Here is a 17773-nt window from a genome sequence, read left to right on the forward strand (position 1 = left end):
TAAATCGGTCTTAAATTCACTTAAATGGAGCAAGATGGGACATGGCTTCGACGAGATCTTTTTCCCCATAAAGCACGACGCATCCGCCGCGCTCTTCCCGGCTGATCTCGCGCCAGCCGTACTTACGGTAGAGCTCGATCGCGGCCGGCTGGTTCAGCGTGGTGTCCCCCCGCAGACGCACGTAGCCCAGCTCGACCGCCCGCGCCTCCAGCGCCACGACCATCTGCGCGCCGAATCCGCGTCGCTGGAACTCCGGATGGACCCGCATGCGGCACAGCTCGGCGGTCTGGTCGTCGATGCGGCGCAGGCCGCCCATCGCGACGACGCGCCCGCCGGGGACCTCGCCCACGAGGAACTCCCCCCGGTCGGCGAGGTAGATCTCGTTGATCCGCGGGAAGTCGTCTTCGTAGTAGACGCCGTCCCCCTGTGCGAGACCGACCTGAGCCAGGCAGATCTGGTGCAGCGCCCAGACCGATTCGAGGTCGGACCAGCGATAACGCCGAAGCCTCATGGGCTGCCGCCGGCGGTCGGGTCCACCGTCGGCGCGGCCCGCAACGCCTCCAGATAGACCTTGAGCTCGGGATGATGGGGGTCCTTGGCCTCCACCGCCCTGGCGACCTCGTGGGCGCGCTGCATGAGGATGTCGGGTCTGCACCCCTCGCTCAGCTCGGCCAGCGCGCTCTTGGCCATGTCCAGAGCCTCCTCCAGGTCGCCCTCGAGGAGCTTGCACTTGGCCCGGTCGAACTTGATGATCGTGGGATCGAGCCAGTCGTCCGGGCCGTACTTGGTGAGGGCCTGCTCCAGGATGAGGTCGGCTTCCATGGCCTGCCCCAGCCGTACCAGCGCGTCGCCCTGGTGGAAGTAGAGCTGACGCTCGGTGTAGCCGAAGGTCGCGTCATCCTGATCGACCGCGGTCATCTGGGAGAACGCCGCCCTGGCCCGCGACAGCGCCCGCTTGGCCTGGTCGACCACGTCCTTCCTGCCCGACCCCGACATCATCGCCAGCGCGCGGGCCTCGAAGACCGGCGCCATGGCCTGAGCCGCGCACGGCGTCTGGCCCGCCAGGTCACGGCTCTTCCTGGCGAGGTTGAGGGCCTCGCGCGGATCCCCGTAGTAGAGCGGGACCAGCGCCTCCCGGGCGATGACCCAGGCACGAAGCGCACGGTCCCCGGTGTCGTCGGCGGCCATCCTGCCGGTCCTGAAGAAGGACCGGGCCATCCGGTGATCACCGAGATTCACCATGATCATTCCACTGAGACCGGCGAGCTGGGCCGCCATGCGGCACAGCCGTTCCTGCAGGTCAACCGGCTGGCGCCGCTCCATGGCCTTGCGCACGGCGCTGAACTCCAGCAACACGTCGCACAGCAGTCGCAGCGGCGGCGTGTTCATGTATTGGCGGCCGAAGCCGATGGTGGCTTCCTCCCACTGATCCAGCATCGCAGGTGAGACGGTGGCCGACACCAGGGTCTCGTCCATCCTCCTGCGAATGTTCTCCACAGATCCAAGCACCTGTCCGTCCAGCGCGACGCCGGTGCCGGCCAGAAGCTGTAACAGCGTCCTCCGTAGCACGTTCTCGTCCTCCTCGCCCCCGTCCGCGGAAGGGTCGCCACCGATCGGCTGGATCAACAGCTCGCGCGGACCAGGGGAAGTGTCGGGTCTTCCATCCTGGAGATCACCTCGGACGGCACCGGGCACCTGATGACCATGACCGCAGATGCACGGACCGTCGTACCCGAGGGAGGCCGGCTCGACCCGGTAGGCGGAACACAGGTAGTGGAGATACTCGGGACCGGGCCGCTTCAGCCCGCTCTCGTAAGCGGACAGGAGCGTCTCCCCGATCCCCGGCGCCGACTTGCCGTCGCGCTCGAACAGCGCCCGTATCTGTTCGATCACGTCGGCGAGAGCGACGCCGTGCGCCAGGCGATGACCCTTGATACGCGTGGTCCCGAACTGGGGACCACACCTGTCGTGGATCTCCTCGGCGATCTGAGCCGAGTTACGCCCTGCCGCCAGGCCTCTGGCCCGGATCTGCCGCGCTAGCTCTGTCTCCCTGTGCTGCCTGCCGGACATACCGGCCCCTCTCTCGTGGCCAGCTGGGCTGGCTGGCACACTGGTCCCGACCGGTCCTCTCCCCGTTGACTCAGTGTGATTCAAGTGTCGCACTGTGCCTACCGAGAATGATGGACCAACTTTGGCTCACCCGGAACGCTCGAATAGAGCCATCGGCTAAGGATCGTCCACCACCGGACTGCTTCTTTCAACCTACTTGGGAGAAGGCCTACCCTGATCTTGGTTTTCCCTCCGTTGACCCATCGCCCCAGGTGAGTCATCTTTGGCCAACCAGCATCGATTCGCGTAACCAAGCGAACACGATTCGGTGCAGGACGGGCGACAAGAGGAGGGACGAGGTGGGGGAAGACGACTTCGGGCACCTGGAGCGGTTGGTGTCAGAACTTGACTCTCGCGGATTGCACGCTCGCGTGGTGCGGACCCAGTCGGGACGCGCCTTCGTACGCGTGATCAACCCGAACGCGACCAGCCTGGCGGAGAACGTCACCTGCCGAGCACAGGCCGCTCCCAGCCACCGGGACTGGTACTACTGGTGGTCCTGGGGTGAGCGGATGCACACGGCGCAGGATCCGGCCGGTGCCGCGACCAAGGTCGCACGCGTTCTCGCCGCGGTGGGGGAGTAGCAGAGCGGTGCCTCGGTGGGGTCGCAGCCATCCGAGTCCATCGCGCCACCGCGGCTCAACGGGGCCGGTGAGGTGACCGGTGCGGAGCGTCCTCGGACGCTGGGCACCTCGCCGGCCCCGAAACCGGCAAGCCCAGGCTGCCGTCCGGACTCGTCCGGACGGTGATCGGAGAGATCCCCCTCGGAAACGGCACGGGACACGCTTCCGGGTGCGTGTCCCGACCGGGCCGCCCGTCGCCGGAGTGTCCGAACCCGCCCACCGCGGTCCGGGTCCGGATACCCCCGTCTTCCCCGGCGTGATGTGACGACGGCCGGTTCGGTCGGCAATATGGGTAGGCAACGCGACTTGCCCACTTTGCCGACCGACCCGATCCGAGAGGGATCTGCTCCGTGTTCTTGCTCGCCCACTCCCCCACCCCCGCTCCCACATCCACCGGCGGAGCCGGGGTCGAGAAGCTCATCGAGATGAGCACAAGCCTAACCAAGGGATGCGAGAAAGAAGGTGGGGTAATCTGCGACCTCGTGCAGTCAGTTGTGCCCACCACCTGGGCTCCCGCGATCGCGGGCACGATCGCCATGATGCTCATCGTGGTCATCGCGCTCATCCTGCGCAATGTGGCCAACCGGTTGATCACCCGGGTGGTCAAGCGCGCATCCTCCTCCAACGGCGGCTCGATCGCCGGGCGGCTGCGCGGTAAGCAGACGGTCACGCTGGAGGGGCTCGACGCGGTCGCCGCCGAGCGGCGCAGGCAGCGCGCGGAGACCATCGGCTCGGTGCTACGGCCGGTCGCCTCGATCGTCATCCTCGGCACCGCGGCCCTGACCATCCTGGAACGGCTGTCGGTCCCCATCGCCCCCCTGCTGACCAGTGTCGGCATCGTCGGCGTGGCCGTCGGCTTCGGCGCCCAGGAGCTCGTCAAGGACTTCATCGCCGGCATGTTCATGCTCCTGGAGGATCAGTACGGCGTGGGCGACGTGATCGACGCGGGTGCCGCGATCGGCACCGTCGAGGCGGTCACCCTGCGCATCACCCGCCTGCGCGACAGCGACGGCCGGGTCTGGTACGTCCGCAACGGCACCATCACCCGGGTCGGCAACGAGTCCCAGGGGTGGTCCCGCGCGACCGTGGACGTCCCGGTGGCCTACGCCTCCGACATCCCCGCGGTCCAGGACCTGCTCAGGCAGGTGGTCGAGGACATATGGGCCGACCCCTCCTACCGCGACAGCGTCCTGGTCGAGGAGCCCCAGGTGTGGGGGATCGAGCAGATCTCCGATACGGCCATCGTCTTCCGGATCAACGCCAAGACGATCCCCTCCCGGCAGTCCGAGATCGCCCGCGAGCTCCGCCTCCGGATCAAGGCCGCCCTTGATCGGGCCTCCATCCCGATCGCCGGCTGACGTCGCTTAGGCTTGGAGACGTGTCCGTTATCCCCGAGGAATCACAGTCCTTCTACGACGCGGTCGGCGGCGAGGAGGCCTTCCGGCGTCTCGTCCACCGCTTCTACGAAGGAGTCGTGGAAGATCCCCTGCTCCGACCGCTCTATCCCGAGGACGACCTCGCCGGGGCCGAAGACCGGTTGCGCCTCTTCCTCATCCAGTATTGGGGTGGGCCCAACACCTACAGCGCGCAACGGGGGCACCCCCGGCTGCGGATGCGGCACAACCCCTTCGTCATCGGATCGGCCGAGCGCGACGCCTGGCTGAAGCACATGCACGACGCGGTGGTCTCGCTGGAGCTCCCCGACGAGCTGGAGAAGCGCCTGTGGGACTACCTCGTCTACGCGGCGCACAGTATGGTCAACGCCCCTGACGCATAAAATCCGGCGACTGGGGGCAGCCCAAGCACATGGAAATCCCCTGGTGGCGTGATGCCGTCGTCTATGAGATCTATGTTCGCAGCTTCGCCGACGCCTCGGGAGACGGCGTCGGCGACCTGGCCGGCATCCGGCAGCGTCTGCCCTACCTCGCCGAACTGGGCGTCGACGCGATCTGGCTGACCCCCTTCTACCGCTCCCCCATGGCCGACGGGGGCTACGACGTCGCCGACTACCGCGACGTCGATCCCCTGTTCGGCACCCTGGCCGACTTTGACGCCCTCGTCGCCGACGCCCACGACCACGGGCTGCGGGTGATCGTCGACATCGTGCCCAACCACAGCTCCTCCGAGCACGAGTGGTTCAAGCAGGCACTGCGAGGCGAGGGACGCGAGCGCTACCTCTTCCGCGACGGCGGAGAGCTGCCGCCCAACAACTGGCAGTCCACTTTCAGCGGCCCGGCCTGGACCAGGACGCCCGACGGGCAGTGGTACCTGCATCTGTTCGCCTCCGAGCAGCCCGACTTCAACTGGCGCAACCCCGAGGTGCAGGCCGAGTTCCTCGACGTGCTGAGGTTCTGGCTGGACCGGAGAGTGGACGGGTTCAGGATCGACGTGGCGATGGGCCTCTACAAGGCCGAAGGCCTGCCTGACACCCCTGCGGCGGACCAGGCGTTCAAGGCCGAGTCACCGATCTGGGGACGGCCCGAGGTGCACGAGGTCTACCGGGAATGGCGCAAGGTGCTCGACTCGTATCCGGGCGAGCGGATGGCCATCGGTGAGGTGTGGACCGACTCCGCCGAGGACCTCGCCCGCTATGTCCGCCCGGACGAGCTGCATCAGAGCTTCAACTTCGCCTGGTTGGAGGCGCCCTGGTCGGCGACGGCGTTCCGGAAGGTCATCGACGACACCCTGTCCGCGGTGACCGCTCCCACCTGGGTGCTGTCCAACCACGACGTGGTCCGGCACGTCACCCGGTACGGCGAGGGCCTGGCCAACTCCACGACGGGCATCGCACGCGCCAGGGCGGCTCTGCTGGCCATGCTCGCCCTGCCGGGCTCGGCCTACCTGTACCAGGGCGAGGAACTCGGTCTGCCCGAGGTGAAGGACCTTCCTCCGCATTCGCGCCAGGACCCCATCTTCGCCCGCTCCGCGGGGAAACTGCTCGGCCGGGACGGCTGCCGGGTCCCCCTCCCGTGGTCCGGCGGGGCCGAGCCGTACGGTTTCTCGCCCGACAGCGCCCGACCTTGGCTGCCCCAGCCCGTCGAGTGGGCCGCGTTGAGCGCCGAACGCCAGGCAAGCGATCCGGGTTCGACCCTGAGCTTCTACCAGGAGGCCCTGCGCGCCCGCCGCGAGCTGCGCGGCTCGCTCAACGACAAGATCAACTGGCTGGACTCCCCCGAGGACGCGCTTTTCTTCACCCGTGGCCTGTTGACCTGCGTCATCAACTGCGGGTCCGAGCCGGTGCAGCTGCCACCGCACGAGCGGGTCCTGATCGGCAGCGCCCCGGTGGACGGTCATCTGCTGCCCCCGGACACCGCGGCCTGGCTGTACACCCCGTAGGGCATCGCCCGCGCACACCGGCGAGCCGCCGCCCGCGAACGCGTCCGCCCCACGGGGACGGACCGGCGGCCCTGCCGATGGCCGGCGTCACCGCGTCGCGCACACAACGAGCCGTCCCGATCCTGGGCAGGCGCGCTCTGGTCACCGGCGGCGTCGGCCGGTTCGCCGTCCAGCTCGCGGCACTGGGCGGCGAACGCGCGAGCGCCGTGCTAGACGGCGGCGAACCTGCTCAGGTAGCTCAGCTCGTGTGGGTTCAACCGCCGGGGAGCGGCCTTCCCCACGTCGTAGGCGACCATCACCGAGCGGGCCCGCACGAAGATCTCTTCATCGTCGCGAATCTCGTAGTTGAGGGTGAAGCGCACCGGACGGACCTCCGTCACCCACGATTCCACCCGCACCGGGTCGGCGCGGAAGGTGAGGGGACGCTTGTAGTCGATCTCGTGCCGGGCGACCACCAGCCCCCGAAAAGGCGTCCCGCCCTCCCGGTGGGGATCGATGTGGAACATCTCCAGCCGCGCGTCTTCGAGGTAGTCGAAGAACCGGACGTTGTTGACATGGCCCAGCGAGTCGATGTCGGCGAATCTGACCGCTCGGGAGAACACATGCCGGTGGGTACGGCTCACATCGTCGACCACGCTCTGTCCAGACACATCCGAAACGCTAGCGACCGCCCGGCCCCCGCCGTACGGCGGGGGCCGGGCAGCGCCTATGACCGGCGTCAGTCGCGGGTGAGCTTACGGTAGGTGACACGGTGCGGGCGGGCCGCGTCGGCGCCCAGGCGCTCGATCTTGTTCTTCTCGTAGTCGGCGAAGTTACCCTCGAACCAGAACCAGTTCGAGCCTTCCTCCCAGGCGAGGATGTGGGTGGCGATGCGGTCGAGGAACCACCGGTCGTGCGAGGTGATCACCGCGCAGCCCGGGAAGTCGAGCAGCGCGTTCTCCAGGCTGGAGAGCGTCTCGGTGTCGAGGTCGTTGGTGGGCTCGTCGAGCAGCAGCACGTTGCCGCCCTGCTTGAGCGTCAGCGCCAGGTTGAGCCGGTTGCGCTCGCCACCGGACAGGACACCCGACTTCTTCTGCTGGTCCGGACCCTTGAACCCGAACGCGGCGATGTAGGCGCGCGACGGCATCTCGACCTGGCCGACCTTGATGTAGTCGAGCCCGTCTGAGACGACCTCCCAGACGTTCTTGGCCGGGTCGATGCCACCGCGGCTCTGGTCCGCGTAGGAGATCTTGACGGTGTCGCCGACGACGATGGCGCCGTCGTCCGGCGTCTCGCTGCCGGTGACCATCCGGAACAGCGTGGTCTTGCCGACGCCGTTGGGGCCGATGACGCCGACGATGCCGTTACGCGGCAGGTCGAAGGAGAGGCTGTCCATCAGGAGGCGGTCCTCGAAGCCCTTGGTGAGCTTCTCGGCCCGGATGATCGTGGTGCCCAGACGCGGGCCCGGCGGGATCTGGATCTCCTCGAAGTCGAGCTTGCGGTGCTTGTCGGCCTCCGCGGCCATCTCCTCGTAGCGCTGCAGACGCGCCCGGCTCTTGGTCTGGCGGGCCCTGGCGTTGGAGCGGACCCACTCCAACTCCTCCTCCAGGCGCTTCTTGCGCTTGGCGTCCTTCTGGCCCTCGAGCTTGAGCCGCGCGGCCTTGGCCTCCAGGTAGGTGGAGTAGTTGCCCTCGTAGGGGTGGCAGCGACCGCGGTCGAGCTCCAGGATCCAGTTGGCGACGTTGTCCAGGAAGTAACGGTCGTGGGTGACGGCCAGGACGGTTCCGGGATACTTCTCCAGGTGAGACTCCAGCCACTGGACACTCTCGGCGTCGAGGTGGTTGGTGGGCTCGTCGAGCAGGAGGAGGTCGGGCTGCTCCAGCAGCAGCTTGCACAGCGCGACCCGGCGCCGCTCACCACCGGAGAGCTGGGTGACCTCGGCGTCCGGCGGCGGGCAACGGAGGGCGTCCATCGCCTGCTCCAGCTGGCTGTCGAGATCCCACCCGTTGCGGTGGTCCAGCGCGTCCTGCAGCTTGCCCATCTCATTGAGCAGCTCGTCGCTGTAGTCGGTGGCCATCAGCTCGGCGATCTCGTTGAACCGATCGAGCATGGCCTTGGTCTCCGCGACGCCCTCTTCGACGTTGCCGAGCACGGTCTTGGATTCGTTGAGCGGGGGCTCCTGCTGCAACATGCCGACGGTGAAGCCGGGCATGAGCCGGGCGTCGCCGTTGGACGGCTGCTCCAGACCCGCCATCATCTTCAGCAGCGTCGACTTTCCGGTGCCGTTGGGACCGAGGACGCCGATCTTCGCGCCCGGCAGGAACGACAGCGTCACGTCGTCGAGGACGACCTTGTCACCGTGCGCCTTGCGCACGCGCTGCAGTGTGTAGATGTACTCCGGCATGCCTTCTAGCTTAGGGCCTGTCGGGCTTAGCTAGGGGCGGCCTCGGAACCGGGCCTGCGGGCGGGGGGAACCACGGTGGCGGGCAGGCAGATCCGGTCGCGGCCGAGCTCCTTTGCGCGGTATAGGGCCAGGTCAGCCGCGGCGAGCAGCTCGATCAGGTCGTCGCCGTGCATGCTCATGACCGCGACGCCTGCCGAGATGGTCACAGTGATCATATTGTCGTCCGCCGGAACCGCCATCCGGCCGATGCGGGAACGCAGCCGCTCGGCGACCCGGCGGGCCTCGGTGACATCGGCACGGGGCAACAGGACGACGAACTCCTCACCCCCGAACCTGCCCACCACGTCGTAGTCACGGAGCTGGCTGCGGATGGTGGCGGCCACCCCGACCAGGACCTGGTCGCCGATCAGGTGACCGTAGGTGTCGTTGACCCGCTTGAAGTGGTCGATGTCGACGATCAGCAGGGCGAGCGTCTCACCGGTGCGGCGCGCCCTGACGATCTCGGTGTCCGCCTCGCGCTGCCAGGCCGCGGCGTTGAGCAGGCCGGTCTTGGAGTCGGTGCGGGCCGCCGCCTGGAGCTGGGCGTGCAGCAGGCTGCGCTGAAGCAGGACGACCGGCGGCAACGCCAGCACCAGCAGCGCCAGGTTCAGGCCGCAGGTGATGGCGACGAGGACCCCCAGGCAGAGCTCGACCACGTCGAGCAGCAGGCTCTCCCGGTTCCACAGCACCTCCCGCCAGCGGCTGTCGGGGGCGGCGGTGTGCGCGGCGACGGCGATCAGCGCGGTGTTGAGCACGGTGAACAGGACGGCGCAGCCCATGGCGACGAGGATCGTCGCCCCGCCACCGGTGGTCAGGGCGGTCAGGTCTCCGACGACCGCGTGGAACAGCACCGAGGCCGCGCATCCGGCCAGGCCGATCGCGGCAGAGCTGAAGACCCTCCGGTAGACGACCGTCTCGCGCACCCGTTTCTGCAGAAGGATCTGGAGCGGAACGGGCGCGAGAAGCGCGTAGACGGGAGGCAGCAGCAGTGCGGCGGGCAGCCACCAGGCGGAGAGCAGGTCGCGGGAGACGCCGGCGGGCATCCCGAGCCTGCGGGTCGCCTCGATGCAGACGGCGCCGCATGCCATCAACGCGGCGAAGGTGAGCAGGTCGTGCCAGTGGAAATCACTCGATAGGGCGAAAAGCCCGATCGCGACCAGGTCCAGCGCTACGATCCCGGAAAGGTAGACGACCAATGCACGCCGTTGCCCGAGCAAGGGCCAACGATTGGCCAAGGCCGCCACACCACCGCACGATTTGACCGAGGTGTGAATGGGTGCCGCCATGTCGCCCCCTTCTCCGACTAACGATGTGTAACACGATAGTTGCGGAGTGTGCGCCGCGCGACGGTAACCGCTACCTTTGGCAGAGTGGGTCTCCTCATCGGGAGGCCCACGATTGGGAATCGCTCACTCCGTGAGCGGACCGTGTGGGAAAGGAGCAGCCATGCTGCGGGGCGTGACCTGGACCTGACAGGTGCTTCGAGCATCTGACACGGGCAAAAAACCATCGGCCGTATTCTCGGCGCCATCCCGTTACTCTGGCGGGGCACCGACCGCGCTCGGCCGATGCCCCCTCCCCCTCGTTTTCAGCCCTTTTCAAAAGACGCACGGCCCGCCCCCCGGGGTCCATGCCGTCGGTGACCCGTATTCAGGCCGCCATGCGCGCTTCCGCGGGCCATGGCGTCTCGTCGCCGGATCCTCCGTCGGTCATCTCCGCCTTCATGTCGATCATCTTCTCCTGTTCGGCCCCGGTCTCCCCCACGGACACGCCGTGATCTTCCGTGTTCGCTCCATTCCAGGTGATGCCCGCCCGCGCCGAACCGTCCGCGCCGTCCGTCTCCTCATCGCCCGTCTCGTCGCCTGTCCCGTCACCTGTCCCGGTCCTGACCAGGCTCAGGACGCCGGAAGAGCCGACTGCGGCGGGGGCGTCGCCGCCCATGGCCCAGTCGTGCGTCTCGCGGTCGAGCTCGATGCGCTCCTCGCGGCCCAGTGACGGGGCCGCCCCTCCCCGCTGCGGCTTGCTGAAGCTTCCCAGACCCCAGCGCAGGTCATGCCCGAGCGAGTTGGCCTCCACCTCGGGCATGAAGCGACGCTGCCCCTCATGGGTGAACTCGCGGATTCGCAGGCGTCCCTGGACGACGATCGGCTGCCCCACCCGGACCGACTGGGCGACGTTGTCGGCGAGCCCTCGAAAACAACGGACACCGAAGTAGGTGGTCTCGCCGTTGCACCACTGCTGGTTCTCCCTGTCGTAGTAACGACTCGTCGAGGCGACCTTGAGCGACGTGACCCGCGATCCGTCGGGGAAGGTGTGCTGGCGCGGTGGGGCCGCGACGTTGCCGGTCAGCGTGACGTGGATGTCGTTCATCGTGTCTCCCTTGAAAGCGGGCGATTGCCCGTGACCTGGAGAACACGATGGCCCGCGCCGCCGCCGGCACGGGCCGTCGAATCACGCTCTGTGGATTACCGCCTACGCGCACCGTGAAGCTGTGGACAGTACGGAAGCCATGGACGGCACGCTCCGCATGACGGCGCTCGGTCCTGAACACCCCGCATGGCGGAGCTCAGCCCCGCAACCCCGCATGACGGCGCTCGGTCCTGAACACCCCGCATGGCGGAATTCAGCCGCAACCCCGTATGGCGAGGTCAGCCCTGAACGCCCCGCATGGCGGAATTCAGCCGCAACCCCGTATGGCGAGGTCAGCCCTGAACGCCCCGCATGGCGGAATTCAGCCGCAACCCCGTATGGCGAGGTCAGCCCTGAACGCCCCGCATGGCGGAGTAGAACTCGTTGTATCTGGTCAGCTCGCGCTCCACCGGCTCGATCACCATGTTCGTGGCGACCCCGCCGACCCGGCGGCGCATCTCCCGTTCGAGCTGCTCGCGCGCGTTCCCCGCGCCGAGGGAGACGAAGTTACGGCTGGCCACCGCGGTCAGCAGGCCGAGGCCGAGAACGGACAGGATCATCAGCCCGACCCACGGCAGCGAGGCCGCCTCACCGAACACCGTCAAGCCCGCCGGCGGCGCCCCGGCGCCGAACACGCCGTAGGCCAGAGCCGTACCGAACCAGGCGAGCCCCGCGAGGAACAGCAGGACCAGCAGGTACTGCCAGATGAGGAGCAGCCGCCACCAGAAGGGGACCCGGTCGAGGCGCGGCGCGACCTCGGAAAGCTCCTCGGAGAGCACCTCGGGCAGCTGGGCCGAACGTGAACGCGCGGCGTCCCTGACCCCGTTGCGCCAGGCCTCGTGCATGCCGGAGGTCAGCCCGTCCGCAAGGGCCTGCACCGCGTTGTCCACCTCGGCAGGCTGAGCGCTGACCGACCCTCCGGTGAGACCTCGGATCTCATCCCTGAGGTCGCCCAGGCGCAGGCTGTTCAGCGGGTCGGGCCGGAGCTTGGCGATCCAGCGGGTGTAGGGCCAGCCGACCCACTCCATGGACCGCACGCCGTACACGTTCTCCATCGCCTCGCCGATCGCCGGCACGCCCACCGCGTCGCAGAGCGCGTCGGTCAGGCCGATCCGGCGGGCGTCGTCGATCGAGGCCGAAGGAGCGGGGGTCCCGTCGGCGGGCATGGCCTTCGCCAGGCGGAGCGTGATCCGGTCGAGGTCGGCCTCCAGACGCTGGACGGCCGCCCGGCGCCTGGCCACGGTCTGGGCGAGGACCGCCTTGAGGCCGTCCACCCCCTCGCCGGTGATCGCGGAGGTGGTGACGATGATCGGGTCCTCGACTCCTTCGCGGCGGAGCAGGCTCTCCAGGTCCGAGACGCACTCGGCCAGCTCGTCCGGCTCCAGCCGATCGACCTGGTTGAGCACGAAGATCGTCACCGCCTCGTGCCCGGCGAGTTCGGTCACATAACGGCGGTGCGTGGACGCGTCGGCGTACTTCTGCGGGTCGAGCACCCACACGACGAGGTCGGCCACCTGGATCAGCCGGTCGGCCTCGGTGTCGGTGAGCGCGCGGATGGAGTCGTGGTCGGGAAGATCCAGCAGGATCAGCCCGTGGAGCAGGCCTTCTCCCTTGTCCAGCGCGCTGGCCCTGGCGAAACGATGCCGCCACTGGATCTGCAACCAGTCGAGCAGCGGGCCCGCACCGTCCAGGCCCCAGACGCAGGCGTGGGTACGCGCCGTGGTCGGGCGGCGAACCCCGGTCGGCGACAGCTCCAACCCGGAGACCGAGTTGAACAGCGTCGACTTACCGCTTCCGGTGCCCCCGGCGAGCGCGACCACGGTGTGGTCGGAGGAGAGCTTGAGCCTGTCACCGGCGCGCAGCAGCAACTGCCCGGTCTCGGCCAGGAGTTTGGGATCGACCCTGCCCGGTCCCAGTTCCACGAGCCGCGCCAGCGCGGCGAGCCGGCTGCCGAGGCCCTGTCGTGTCTGGGTGGTGCCAACACTGGTCATCGCTCGCTTACCGCTCCTCGTTCACTTCGCCGACGGCCGGTCTCTCGTGAGCCGTCGTGCCGCAGGCACACCCGGGAAGACACCGCGCCCGTCGCACCGGGTGCGTCTTCCCTCATCGGGCGACCTCAAAGTTGTACGTCGCCCGGTGGAGGCGGGTGGCGGCGGACTCGTCGGGAATGCCTGCGCCGTCGAGGATCTGGACGTAACGCGCCATCTCGTCGTCGAACAGCATGCCGATCCGGGCACGCAGGTCGCTGCGGGCCTTGGACCCGATGGTGCGCAGCGACTCGGCGCCCAGCAGCGCGTGCACCAGCCGTCGCGGCAGTGCGCCGGTGACCACGCCTTCGGCCCCGGTGGAACCGTCTCCGAGAAGCCCGACCGCGAAGATCAGCGCTAGGGATTCGACGTCGAACGAGACCAGCCTGGCGACCGCGCGCTTGGTGACGCCCTCGGTGCGGATCAGCTCGATGACGTGCTCCTGCCAGGCGGCGACGGTCCTGCCGGCCTTGCGCAGGAGGTCCTCGGAGGCGCCGCCGAGACCGGGGGCGGCGGCCAGGGTCTCCCCGGCGCCGGGCCGCTGCAGCCAGCGCGCGACGGCCTCCTCCCCCGCCCGTTGCGCCGCGGAGATGACGACGGACTCCACGGCGGCCCGGAGCGCGGACTTCAGCGCGCTGAGCCGCTCGGGAGCCTGATGGCTCGCCTTGCCTGCGAACCGGCCCGGCCTGCGCAGGTGCAGGGTCCGCATGAGGTCGCCGGATCCGGCGAAGTCCTGCCACCGGGCGAGCACCTCCCCACGCAGCAGCGAGCCGTTCCTGGTCGCCTCCTCGATCTCGGCCAGCGCGCCGGCGTAGGCGGTGTCCACGTCGCCGCGGAGCTCCCTCCTGAAGACCACCTGGGCCTCCAGCTGCCTGGCCAGGGCCGGGATCCGGGTGCGGAAGCTGTTGAGCACCCCGGACAGGGTCGCCTGTACGGCCTGCATCCGGCGCTGGTCGTCGATCGACAGCTCGGTGAGCCACAGCCGGAGCTCGGCGACCTCATGCTCGGGGAGCATGCCGTCGGTGACCTTGCTCTCGTTGATGACGAAGCGGTCGACCCCGCCGAGGCCGTACTCGGTCAGCATCCGGAAGAAGTGCTTGGTGACCACCTCCCGGGACCTGGGCGGCACCCGGGAGAGCACGATGGCCAGCCGGGCGCCGCGCTCCTTGGCCAGGCGCAGCAGCCGCCAGGCCGGGGCGTCGGCGTAGCGGGCGGCGGTGGTGACGAAGATCCACAGGTCGGCCGCGTCGAGCATCCGGTGGGCGATCTCGTGGTGCTCCTCCACGACCGAGTCGATGTCGGGGGTGTCGAGCAGGGCCACCCCCGTGGGGAGACGTTCGGCGGAGACGAGGACCAGGCCGCCCGGGGCCGCTTGGGGATCGGGCGCCTCCTGCCGCCGGAGACTGCCGAGCAACTCTCCGCCGGCGAACCACCCGTGGTCGTCGGGGTGGCAGGCCAGGACCGGGGTACCGGTGGTCGGGCGCCGCACGCCGGTGGCGCTGACCTTCGCGCCGGCCAGGGTGTTGAGGAGCGTGGACTTGCCCGCTCCGGTGGATCCGGCGACCACGACGAGCGCCGGCGCCGTGCTCGTGTGGATCCGCGGGATCACGTAGTCGTCAAGCTGGGCGAGGATCTCGCTCTGGGTCCGCCTGGCCTCCTCGGCTCCGGGAAGATCCAGGCCGAAGCGGAGATCGGTGACGCTGTTGCGGAGGATGGTGAGCGCGTTGGTCAGGGCCTCGGAGACGGCGTCCGGCAGGGGCGTCTCGCGCAGTCGGCCATGCCGCCCGCCCTCGGACCTCTCGTTCCGGTGGGAGCCGTCGCCGCCGACGTCATCGACGCGGCCGTCGCCGTCGAAGCCGGAATCGGATTCGGGACCGGGGCCGGAATCGGCATCGGCTTCGGCTTCGGCTTCGGCTTCGGCTTCGGCTTCGGGACCAGGTTCGGCTTCGGGACCAGATTCGGGTTCGGTCCCGAGCTCCAGGCCGGAATCGGACTCCGGGCCGATTCCGGCCCGGAGCTCAGGGCCGGGTTCGGATTCGGGGACGGCGTCGCCCGGGCTTGTCGCCGCGGCAGGCCCCGCGTTCGCTTCCGCGCCGGCCTTGGAGAGTCCTGTCTCGGGTTCTCGCGCGGCCTTCCGTGTGAGGGAGGCCGGAGCGTTCTCCGTGAGGGGCGTCGGAGCGTCGTGATCGGCGGAGGAGGCGTCGGCGACGCCGTCCGAAGACGCCGGAGAAGCCGGAGCGGAGTCGTCGCCAGCAGCGTCGGACGATGGTTCGCCGTACTCTGACCGGAGATCAGGGGTTTCGGCGTCTCCGCTGAAGGCGGCGAAGGTGTCACCCCGTGCCGACGCGCCGGAGGCCCGGGGGACGGCCGCATCGCCGTCCTGGGACGAGCGTGTGACGTTCGCCTCTTCGTGGAGAACGGCCGCGCCGCCGTCCTGGGACGCGATCGTCGCCTCGGCCGCGCCGTCCTGGGACGCGATCGTCGCCTCGGCCGCGGCGTCCTGGGACGAGATCGTCGCTTCGGCCGCGCCGCCGGTCAGGGACGCGATCGTCGCCTCGGCCGCGGCGGCCGCCGCCCGGAAAGCAGCGAAGGCGTCGTCCGGAGACGAGGCCGGACCGCCCACCGTCCCCCCGGCGACGACAGGGCCACCCGAAGACCGGCCACCACCGGCCGGCGAGGACGCGACCGCCCCATCCGGCGCGGGAACCGCGGTGTCACGACCGGCACCGGGAGGAATCGTACGGCCGTCCGCACCCGGCGCGGGCCGGCCATCGGCCGGGGAGGAGGCGCCGGTGACCCTCGGTGAAGACGAGCCGGACACCCCGCCGGCCCCGGCGAAGTTCGGCGCGCCGCCCGGCGAAGGAACGCCACCCGGCGAAGGCGAAGAAGCGCCGCCGGTCAGGGACGCGATCGTCGCCTCGGCCGCGGCGGCCGCCGCCCGGAAAGCAGCGAAGGCGTCGTCCGGAGACGAGGCCGGACCGCCCACCGTCCCCCCGGCGACGACAGGGCCACCCGAAGACCGGCCGCCACCGGCCGGCGAGGACGAGGAGACGCCGCCGGGAGCGAGGGCGCCTCCCCGGGACGGGACCGCCGCGCCACCCGGCGCGGCATCGCCGTCCCCATGCGAGGCACGCGCGGGGCCGCCCGAAGACGGACCGCTCCCCTCGCCCGCGCGTGAGGAGCTCGCGGCGCCGCCGGTCAGGGACGCGATCGTCGCCTCGGCCGCGGCGGCCGCCGCCCGGAAAGCGGCCAGGGGGTCGTCCGGGGCCGGGGCGGGGAGGCCGTCGGCCCTTTTCGCGCCGGCGGGCGACACCGGGGAGGGAGCCGCCTGACCGGAGGTCACGTCATCGTCGTCGAAGCGGATGGCACCGAAGACGACCGTCTGCTCGCCGGGGGACTCGGCGTCGTCCTGCGAGGCGTCGGGTGGCTCTTGGGAGGCGCCCGCAATGCGAGGGCCGCGCTCATCCGCAGGAGTGGGCTTGTTGGCAGCCGGCTTCACGGTACCCGCTCCGCTCGAACCATCTCGACCTCCTGGCCGACCTTCACGACATCGCCGACGATCACGATCGCAGGTGGCCGAATCCCGGCCGCGGTCACGCGCTCCGCCACGGTGGACAGCGTGGCGGAAAGAGCGCGCTGGGTGGGAAGAGTACCGTCCTGTACCACCATTACGGGAGTTTCTGGCGAACGTCCGTCCCGGATGAGAGTTTCGGCGATCGTTCCGATTCGTTCGACGGCCATCATGAGCACCAGGGTTCCACCGGATCTCGCCAGATTCGGCCAGTCGACGGTGGATTTGGCGTCGCCGGGCGGGACGTGCACGGAGATCACGTGGAACTCCTGGCTCACGCCGCGGTGCGTCACCGGCACGTTGGCTGCGGCGGGCACCGCGACGGGGCTGGTGATCCCGGGGACGACGATGACCGGGATGCCCTCACGGGCGCAGGCCAGCATCTCCTCACCGCCTCGGCCGAAGACGAACGGGTCGCCGCCCTTGAGCCGGACCACGAACTTGCCGCGTTTCGCGTGCTCGATCAGCAGCTCGTTGATCTTCTCCTGGGCCATGTAGCGGCCGTAGGGGATCTTCGCGGCGTCGATCAGCTCGACGTCCGGGGAGAGCTCGTCGAGCAGGGCCTGCGGCGCGAGGCGGTCGGCGATGACCACGTCGGCCTGTGCGAGCAGTTGCCGCCCGCGGACGGTGATCAGGCCGGGATCGCCGGGTCCGCCGCCGACCAGGGCCACGCCGACCGGCTTGGCGCGGTTGCGCCGGGCGCCGACCGTGCCGTCGCGCAGGGCCGCCACGACGGCGTCCCTGATCCCGGCCGCCCGGCGGGGGTCGCCGCCGGCGGTGATCGCCACGCTGATCTCGTCCACCCGTCCGCTGGCGGGGGTCCAGGCCGCCGAGGCGTCCTTGTCGTCGGCGCGCACGCACCAGATCCGCTTGGCCTCGGCCTCGGCGGCGACCGCGGTGTTCACCGCCCGATCGTCGGTGCAGGCCTGGACCAGCCAGGCTCCGTCCACGTCACCGACCTGGTACGGCCTGGCCTCCCAGATCACTCGCCCGGTCGCGATGAGATCGTCGAGGGCGTGGGTGACGCTCGTGGAGACGATGGTGACGAGGGCACCGGCCTCAAGCAGCGCCGGGACCCGCCGCTGGGCGACGCGCCCTCCGCCCACGACGAGCACACGCCGCCCGGAAAGATGCAAACCGAGCAGATAGGGCGACATGGTGAAAAATCTCCCGTTCGCGATTAACTGTGGAGCATGGCGTGTTAGGAGGTAAACCTACCGGCTAACGGACCGCCGCTCGCTTCCCCCGTGTTAACACGGTGACTGCCCGCATGTCG

At 69.5% G+C, this 17773-nt stretch carries 13 protein-coding genes; 4 read left to right on the top strand and 9 right to left on the bottom strand.

Annotated elements, in window-relative coordinates; all coding sequences use genetic code 11:
• Positions 1-16 precede the first annotated feature (16 nt).
• Together ACQPYK_RS38015 and ACQPYK_RS38020 are read right to left on the bottom strand one after the other, a co-directional pair.
• Positions 17-511, bottom strand: coding sequence for a GNAT family N-acetyltransferase (locus ACQPYK_RS38015; RefSeq protein WP_433242405.1), 495 nt, complete (start codon positions 509-511; stop codon positions 17-19).
• The gene (locus ACQPYK_RS38020) at positions 508-2070 is read right to left on the bottom strand and encodes an XRE family transcriptional regulator (RefSeq protein WP_433242408.1); all 1563 of its coding nucleotides are present in this window, start codon (positions 2068-2070) and stop codon (positions 508-510) included. Before ACQPYK_RS38020 ends, ACQPYK_RS38015 begins: the two co-directional genes overlap by 4 nt.
• A 338-nt stretch (positions 2071-2408) precedes the next feature.
• Here ACQPYK_RS38020 and ACQPYK_RS38025 point away from each other — a divergent pair, with 338 nt between their 5' ends.
• From ACQPYK_RS38025 to ACQPYK_RS38040, 4 genes are all read left to right on the top strand, one after another.
• Entirely contained in the window at positions 2409-2693 is a 285-nt protein-coding gene (locus tag ACQPYK_RS38025; protein ID WP_433242411.1) for a hypothetical protein, read from the top strand.
• A gap of 521 nt (positions 2694-3214) precedes the next feature.
• Complete coding sequence (locus ACQPYK_RS38030) at positions 3215-4090, top strand: mechanosensitive ion channel family protein (protein ID WP_433242414.1); 876 nt, start codon at positions 3215-3217, stop codon at positions 4088-4090.
• A gap of 20 nt (positions 4091-4110) precedes the next feature.
• Positions 4111-4509, top strand: a complete 399-nt coding sequence (locus tag ACQPYK_RS38035; protein WP_433242417.1) for a globin — start codon at positions 4111-4113, stop codon at positions 4507-4509.
• A gap of 29 nt (positions 4510-4538) precedes the next feature.
• On the top strand, positions 4539-6068 hold the full coding sequence (locus ACQPYK_RS38040; RefSeq protein WP_433242420.1) for a glycoside hydrolase family 13 protein: 1530 nt from the start codon (positions 4539-4541) through the stop codon (positions 6066-6068).
• A 209-nt stretch (positions 6069-6277) separates the two neighbouring features.
• Here the strand turns inward: ACQPYK_RS38040 and ACQPYK_RS38045 are convergent, their stop codons facing one another.
• The 7 genes from ACQPYK_RS38045 to cobA all read right to left on the bottom strand — a co-directional run bounded on the left by ACQPYK_RS38045 (position 6278) and on the right by cobA (position 17654).
• Positions 6278-6718: an acyl-CoA thioesterase gene (locus tag ACQPYK_RS38045; protein WP_433242423.1), complete on the bottom strand. Its 441-nt coding sequence runs from the start codon at positions 6716-6718 to the stop codon at positions 6278-6280.
• A 68-nt stretch (positions 6719-6786) separates the two neighbouring features.
• On the bottom strand, positions 6787-8451 hold the full coding sequence (gene ettA / locus ACQPYK_RS38050; protein ID WP_433242426.1) for an energy-dependent translational throttle protein EttA: 1665 nt from the start codon (positions 8449-8451) through the stop codon (positions 6787-6789).
• 26 nt (positions 8452-8477) lie between these two features.
• Positions 8478-9776, bottom strand: coding sequence for a GGDEF domain-containing protein (locus ACQPYK_RS38055; RefSeq protein ID WP_433242429.1), 1299 nt, complete (start codon positions 9774-9776; stop codon positions 8478-8480).
• Positions 9777-10140: 364 nt separating this feature from the next.
• On the bottom strand, positions 10141-10860 hold the full coding sequence (locus ACQPYK_RS38060) for a single-stranded DNA-binding protein (protein ID WP_433242432.1): 720 nt from the start codon (positions 10858-10860) through the stop codon (positions 10141-10143).
• 386 nt (positions 10861-11246) lie between these two features.
• Positions 11247-12890, bottom strand: coding sequence for a GTP-binding protein (locus ACQPYK_RS38065; RefSeq protein WP_433242435.1), 1644 nt, complete (start codon positions 12888-12890; stop codon positions 11247-11249).
• Positions 12891-13002: 112 nt separating this feature from the next.
• Positions 13003-16425: a GTPase gene (locus ACQPYK_RS38070; protein ID WP_433242438.1), complete on the bottom strand. Its 3423-nt coding sequence runs from the start codon at positions 16423-16425 to the stop codon at positions 13003-13005.
• On the bottom strand, positions 16422-17654 hold the full coding sequence (cobA, locus tag ACQPYK_RS38075; protein WP_433242441.1) for a uroporphyrinogen-III C-methyltransferase: 1233 nt from the start codon (positions 17652-17654) through the stop codon (positions 16422-16424). Before cobA ends, ACQPYK_RS38070 begins: the two co-directional genes overlap by 4 nt.
• Positions 17655-17773: the final 119 nt, after the last annotated feature.

The sequence above is a fragment of the Streptosporangium sp. CA-135522 genome (assembly GCF_050949235.1).
Taxonomy (GTDB): Bacteria; Actinomycetota; Actinomycetes; order Streptosporangiales; family Streptosporangiaceae; genus Streptosporangium.